The following is a 6,003-nucleotide window of genomic DNA, read 5'->3' as shown; positions in this document are numbered from 1 at the left end:
TCTTGAGACACTGAGTAGTAACCGTGTATTTGGGCTAGGAAGAGATGGTAAGGGCCCCCCCATCGTGGGACTCCGTGCAATAAGCTTGCGTTAGGGAGGCAGGGCGAGAACGTAGGGGCCCCCCAATCTTGAGACACTGTGTAGTAGCCGTGTATTCGGGCTATGAACAGTTCGTAAGGCCCCCCATCGTGGGACTCTGTGCAATAAGCTTGCGTTTGGAGTCAGGACGAGAACGTAGGGCCCCCCAATCTTGAGACACTGTGTAGTAACCGTGTATTCGGGCTATGAACAGATCGTAAGGCCCCCCCATCGTGGGACTCTGTGCAATAAGTTTGCGTTTGGAGTCAGGACGAGAACGTAGGGCCCCCCAATCTTGAGACACTGAGTAGCAACCGTGTGTTCGGGCTAGGAACAGATCGTAAGGGCCCCCCCATCGTGGGACTCCGTGCAATAAGCTTGCGTTTGGAGCCAGGACGAGAACGTAGGGCTCCCCAATCATGAGAGACTGAGTAGCAACCGTGTGTTCGGGCTAGGAACAGATCGTAAGGGTCCCCCCATCGTGGGACTCCGTGCAATAAGCTTGCGTTTGGAGCCAGGACGAGAACGTAGGGCTCCCCAATCATGAGAGACTGGGTAGTAGCCGTGTATTTGGGCTAGGAATAGATCGTAGGCGATATATATCACATGCAGGATGCTTTTCACGACGTAAATATGCCCTGCAGATTTTGGGGGTACTTTTGGGGGTATCTTGCTTATCTCTTGATTCTATGTTGCTGATAAGTAAAGATATTTTTAGTGGTTCAAGTCCCGCCCTGGCACCACATTGAAAGCCGGACTTTTCATGGGTTCGGTATCCTTCCAAAAGCCCCGCATTGCGGGGCTTTTGTGTTTTTTGAAGTGCCTTCTCAATCCTGTTTCAGGCCTGTGCGATACAAATCACGCTCAGCTCTTCCCCTGTATCCCCACGAAAAGAATCCAGGAAATGGCAGTCCCCGATATGTGTAGCAACCGGCACATACGAGTGCCCAAGATAAACAGATCCAATCCCCGATATTTGAAAAGAACTGCGCTGTCTTGAGTCCGCATTGGCTATTTTTGCAGTCCATTTCTGAAACGCATTTCCATACTCTGCATCAGTAATTTTGCCGCGCTCGAGACCGAGTACATCCTTATACAGGCGCTGTATAAGTCCGCGATTCCACAGCAACGGCTGCGCAGCGGCAGCAATACGAGGCTCTGACATGGACGCGCCTTCAGCCCATGGCTTGCTGGCAAGCTTCGTCAGTTTCTGAACCATCTCCCAACTGCTCTCGGGCACATCCGCATGGACCAGGCCTGCGGTTCCTTGTGCGGTCTCAATCTCCATTGCCCAGGGCCACTGGCGCACCTTGTCTACCAGGCGGCTCTGTTCGCTGCGGTTGAGCTCGTAAAACCATTCGCCGCCATTGGAGAAGTGCAGTTGTACATCGGTGGGGCTTTCGAAGCCGGCGATCATCATGGCTTCGTGGTTGCCGAGGATACTGAACACGCTTTTCTGGTCGATAAAGTCCAGCATCGCTCTGCTATCGGGGCCGCGATCTATTACGTCGCCCAGGCAGAAGAGGCGGTCGCTGTCGGGGTCGAATGCCAGGGCGTTCAGCTGTTTCTGCAGTTGCTCGAGGTGGCCGTGCACATCGCCGACGACGAAGTCGCGTCCGGTGCGGTTTTGGCTGATCTTTCGGTAAATTGGCATGGGGCAGACTGTGTGGGCGGTTACTTGTGGAGCCGAATGAACTCCGATTCTTTGCAGGATAGGACAGGGAGGTGAGACTCGGGCGCTAGTGGCTCCAGAGCCTGCTGCTGCGGGAAAAGCTTCTGGCGACGAACCTGGGAGTTACTTCCCAGACTTCGACACAGTGCGTGCAATTCTACGCCCGTTCCGCCGGAGATTAGTGTGACCAGTTAACCTATATCCGTTCACCGTATTAACAAAAAATAAACCATAAACTGATGATCGGAGATAACCTCATGCTCAAATTCCCTTTGTTCGTTTCTCTCGCCATGACATCCGCGCTGTGTTCCCTGGGGACCACGGCGGCGCCTGCCAAGGGCACGGCCGCCGGTGACAGTATTACCATGGGCTTTGCGGCAGACTGTACCGGCAATACCTTTTTTACTGGCGGTTTTTTCTGCCTGTTGGGCGGAGACCAGCCGGAGCACAGCTGGTTTGATGGCTACTCGAGCCGCGTCAACAGTGTGCACGACAAGTACAAGGCAGTAGACCCAAACGTTGCGGCCAACAAGAACGCGGCCCGCTCCGGTGCCGAGATGCGCGGCGGTGGTGACAGTTTCAGTGTGCAGGCGGACAGGATTCTTTCCGAGACGGTGGTTGCGGACCATGTGGAGGTGGTGCTCGGTGGCAACGATATCTGCAACCGAGACTGTGTCGATCCGGCCAATTGCTCGGATCCGCTACTGACCGAGAGTGAGTGGCGCGGGGCCGTTAAAGCGGGGCTCGATAAGCTGGTGGGTGGCCTGCCCAATGGCTCGACGGTGCTGTTGGGCTCGGTGCCGCGGGTGCAGGATCTGCGCGCCGCGGGTATCGCCAAGCAGACCGGTAACTGGCGGGTGAACTGTGAGAGTGTCTGGTCGACCTTTGGGATCTGCCGGATCGCCACCAATGGCGGTACCATGAACGGGGAATCCTTTGCCACGCGCTATGCGGGTATCGATGCGGCGCAGCGTCTGTACAACGAGGTGCTGCAGCAGGAGGCCGCTGCCTATAACGGCGTCAATGGCGTGGAAGTGGTGGCGGAGTACTCCGGGGCCAACCAGTCCAATGTGGGCACCTTCCAGTTCGGTAAGGATGATATCGATGGGGGCGACTGCTTCCACCCCAGCGTGCGTGGGCAGAATACCGTGGCGAACCTGATGTGGAACGGTAACCCGGATAAGTAAACCCCGTATGAATACCTTTGGGGTAAGTCATTCGGGGTGAGTCATTCGGGGTAAGTCACCCCGGGCGGTGAACAGGGCTCCTGCGGGAGCCCTACACTGGCCGCCAGCTAAAACGCGGGTGGCGAATTGACGCTGAGGTAATGGGGGTCATTCCGTCTTGCCGTCATTACCGGAACTCCCCTGGCCGCCGCTTCCCTCGAAATACCCTTTCTCCTGCACCACATACTGCACCCGCTGCGGCAGCCCGTTGCGCATATAGGTCACGTCGACCACCTGGCCGCTGGTGAGCGCATCCCACAGCTGGTTCTGGCCGCTGTGTACCCAGCTGTCGTTGACCCGCACCACCACATCGCCTTCCTCGAAACCCAGTGCGGTGAAGAATTCGCTGTTCTCGATGCCCTCAAGCCGCTGCAGTTTGTAGCCGTCTACTTCGTGCTCGGCATCCACGAATTTCTTTTCCAGTTCTTCGCGGTTCTGTAATTGTTGCTCCAGCCACTCCTGCCCCAATGGCAGCACGCCGGAGGGTGGAATGAGTCTACGGGACTCGCCTTCCGGCTGTTCGATGCGCCGCATGGTGGCCTCATCCCGTGGGGTGGTGTCGGTCTTGGGCACGGGTACCGAATTTCCATCGCCGCTGCGGAGGGATAGCCGCTCCAGGTGATCCCCGACCTGCAGCATGACATGGCGTTCATGCACCCGTTTTAGGGTGGCGCCCGGTAGTAGGGCATCCCCTGGGGAGAAGCGGCTGGCAGACGCATCGCGGACGCGAATCAGGGCGGTGGACTGCGCGGGCTTTGAGGACACGCTGGTGCCGTTCAGCTGCAGTGGCAGCTGGGTCTCGGCAATGCCATCGGAGGATGGTCGCCAGCGCGCGGCGTGAATGTGAGGCGTTGCGGGGTCGTGACCGAGGCGCTGCAGTTCCCGGTCGATCCACATGGCGTAGTGCTCCGGGGACTGCGGGCCTTTCACGTAGAGGCCGTTCACAAATACCACCGGCACACTCTGCAGGCCGAGGTTGCGGGCGAGGGTGGTATCGGCGGCAATCCGGTCAATGCCCTCGGTTTCACCGAGGCACTGGTCAAAGGCGTCCCGGGCAAACCCGAGCTGCGACGCCAACTGGGTGAAGACTTCCCCCTCCAGGTTTTTAGCCCGGGTATACAGGCCATCGGCGTAGCTCCAGGGTGCGTTCTGCTGGCCGGCGCACTGTACGGCGGCAGCCGCCTGCGTGCCCTGTCGGTGGTAGTGCATGGGGAAGTCAAAAGGTGCCACCGCGATCCAGCCGGCGTACCGCTCCAGCAGCGCGCGCAAGACCAGATTGGTGTTTGCGCAGTGCACCGACTGGTAGGAGCAGAATACGGCAAGGGTCACGGGGGCTTCCGGGTTGCCGCGCAGGGGGCGCCCGGCGGTGTTGATGTCCAGTCGGGGAGGCGTGGGGTGGGGGAGTAGCCAGTCGACGGCGGGCTGTACTTCTGCGGTGGCAGCGGTGGTGAGCTCGGCGTCCACCATGGATTTCAGTGTGTTGAATCGCAGCTGGTACTCGGCCAGTGCCAGGTCGTGGCGCTCGAGTTGAAGTTCCCTGTCCACATCCGCCAGGGTAATCGCGATTTCACCGATGCGCGCCACGACTGGATCTGCTGTCGCTTGTACCCCGGAGCTCTGCTGCGTATCGGTGCCGCAGCCGGTAAGCACTGTCACGGCCAACAGTGTCAGTAGTCGCAGCCTGAGGTGGGTGCGGCCTTCTCTCAGTGGCTCTCTGGGTTCTGTTCCTGTTACTTCCATCGCCATGTAATCCTCTGATTCTTTTTATTGCGTTGGTTCTATCACAGGGCCTTCGTATGCTCTACCAAGAGGGTGGCGTCGGGAGGATTATGGCGCAGCGTTCAGCGCGATGGAGCGGAAACGTGTATCAGGCGTGTCGAGATGTCGTCCAGTCGAGACATGAACGGTATTCTCAATCGGGCGTCGGCCGTTCAGAGCCAGGCCGAAGGCGCTGGCAATCGCGAAGAAGGGGTTTTTTCGCCGTCTGGAATCGATGGCCCGGCTCTGAAGGTGGCGGAAGCATGTGGTGGCCGCCACCCTCTGTGAGGCGCGGCAAGGCCTTTAGTTGTGATATGAAAAAGGTTTACTGTGGATTCTCCACGTTGTGATAAACCGCCTGCACATCCTCCAGATCCTCAAGCATATTCATAAACTTCTCAAACAGCGCCACGTCATCCCCGCTCACCTGGGTATAGGTCTGCGGCACAAACTGGATCTCATCCACATCAAAATCAATCTCGCCAAAGGCTTCGGTCAAGGCCTGTTTGGCCTTGGCGTAGTCCGTATGCGGGGCAAAGACGGTGAGTTTGCCGTCTTCGTTTTCGATGTCGGTCACGTCTACATCGGCTTCCATCAGGGCTTCCAGCACCGCCTCTTCGTCGTCGTGTTTGAAAGCGAGGATCGCGAGGTGGTCGAAGCTGTGGCTGACGGAGCCTTCGGTACCGATTTTGGTTTTGGTTTTGGTAAACGCCTGACGCACATCGCCAAAGGTGCGGTTGGGGTTGTCAGTGAGACATTCGATGATGGCCATGCAGCCGCCGGGGCCGAAGCCTTCGTAGCGGGCGCGGGAGAAGTCTTCACCGGCGCCGCCTTTGGCCTTGTCGATGGCCTTCTCAATGACGTGGGAGGGTACCTGGTCTTTCTTGGCGCGGTCGATCAGGCTGCGCAGGGCCAGGTTACCGTTCGGGTCGACACCGCCAGACTTTGCAGTCACGTAGATCTCGCGGCCATAACGGCTGTAGACCCTGGCCTTCATGTTCGAGGTCTTGGCCATGGATTCTTTGCGGTTCTGGTAGGCTCGGCCCATGGGGAGGTGCTCCGGTATCGATGCTGACAAATTAAGAGGGCGGATTTTACTGGCACCCTCTCGGTAAGAGAAGTTATCCAGCCGAAAGGATTTTCCGTGGCATACCGGTGTGGCCGCCTGATGAGGGCTATGGGCGAAGTGTGTAATCACTTGTAATTGCGCTCAGGGTCCGGTTTGGCGTAATTTACGTGGTTGCTTTTCTTGGGGGATTCCACGCCAGT

Annotated in this window: 5 protein-coding genes; 2 read left to right on the top strand and 3 right to left on the bottom strand. The window is 58.0% G+C overall.

All coding sequences use genetic code 11. From position 1 onward, the window contains the following. Window positions 1-916: 916 nt before the first annotated feature. The gene (locus AAFH99_RS15570; protein ID WP_406828194.1) at window positions 917-1,732 is read right to left on the bottom strand and encodes a metallophosphoesterase; all 816 of its coding nucleotides are present in this window, start codon (window positions 1,730-1,732) and stop codon (window positions 917-919) included. Between the two features lie 275 nt (window positions 1,733-2,007). Here AAFH99_RS15570 and AAFH99_RS15565 point away from each other — a divergent pair, with 275 nt between their 5' ends. Then, on the top strand, window positions 2,008-2,937 hold the full coding sequence (locus AAFH99_RS15565; RefSeq protein ID WP_406828193.1) for an SGNH/GDSL hydrolase family protein: 930 nt from the start codon (window positions 2,008-2,010) through the stop codon (window positions 2,935-2,937). A 147-nt stretch (window positions 2,938-3,084) separates the two neighbouring features. Here AAFH99_RS15565 and AAFH99_RS15560 read toward each other — a convergent pair whose 3' ends face one another. Next, complete coding sequence (locus AAFH99_RS15560; RefSeq protein ID WP_406828192.1) at window positions 3,085-4,716, bottom strand: thioredoxin domain-containing protein; 1,632 nt, start codon at window positions 4,714-4,716, stop codon at window positions 3,085-3,087. Window positions 4,717-4,857: 141 nt separating this feature from the next. Between AAFH99_RS15560 and AAFH99_RS15555 the strand changes: the two genes are divergently transcribed. Next, entirely contained in the window at window positions 4,858-5,022 is a 165-nt protein-coding gene (locus AAFH99_RS15555; RefSeq protein ID WP_406828191.1) for a hypothetical protein, read from the top strand. A gap of 37 nt (window positions 5,023-5,059) precedes the next feature. On the opposite strand, the gene AAFH99_RS15550 is transcribed toward AAFH99_RS15555, so the two are convergent. Further along, the gene (locus AAFH99_RS15550) at window positions 5,060-5,782 is read right to left on the bottom strand and encodes a YebC/PmpR family DNA-binding transcriptional regulator (protein WP_406828190.1); all 723 of its coding nucleotides are present in this window, start codon (window positions 5,780-5,782) and stop codon (window positions 5,060-5,062) included. Window positions 5,783-6,003 lie beyond the last annotated feature (221 nt).

This window comes from Microbulbifer sp. ARAS458-1, assembly GCF_045348205.1.
Taxonomy (GTDB): domain Bacteria; phylum Pseudomonadota; class Gammaproteobacteria; order Pseudomonadales; family Cellvibrionaceae; genus Microbulbifer.
This window is presented reverse-complemented; position numbering and strand designations above follow the sequence as displayed.

What these genes read in the sequence shown, in the direction of transcription:
- AAFH99_RS15570 (WP_406828194.1), bottom strand. Translation starts at nt 1,732, where the DNA reads ATGCCAATTTACCGAAAGATCAGCCAAAACCGCACCGGACGCGACTTC.
- AAFH99_RS15565 (WP_406828193.1), top strand. Translation starts at nt 2,008, where the DNA reads ATGCTCAAATTCCCTTTGTTCGTTTCTCTCGCCATGACATCCGCGCTG.
- AAFH99_RS15560 (WP_406828192.1), bottom strand. Translation starts at nt 4,716, where the DNA reads ATGGAAGTAACAGGAACAGAACCCAGAGAGCCACTGAGAGAAGGCCGC.
- AAFH99_RS15555 (WP_406828191.1), top strand. Translation starts at nt 4,858, where the DNA reads ATGTCGTCCAGTCGAGACATGAACGGTATTCTCAATCGGGCGTCGGCC.
- AAFH99_RS15550 (WP_406828190.1), bottom strand. Translation starts at nt 5,782, where the DNA reads ATGGGCCGAGCCTACCAGAACCGCAAAGAATCCATGGCCAAGACCTCG.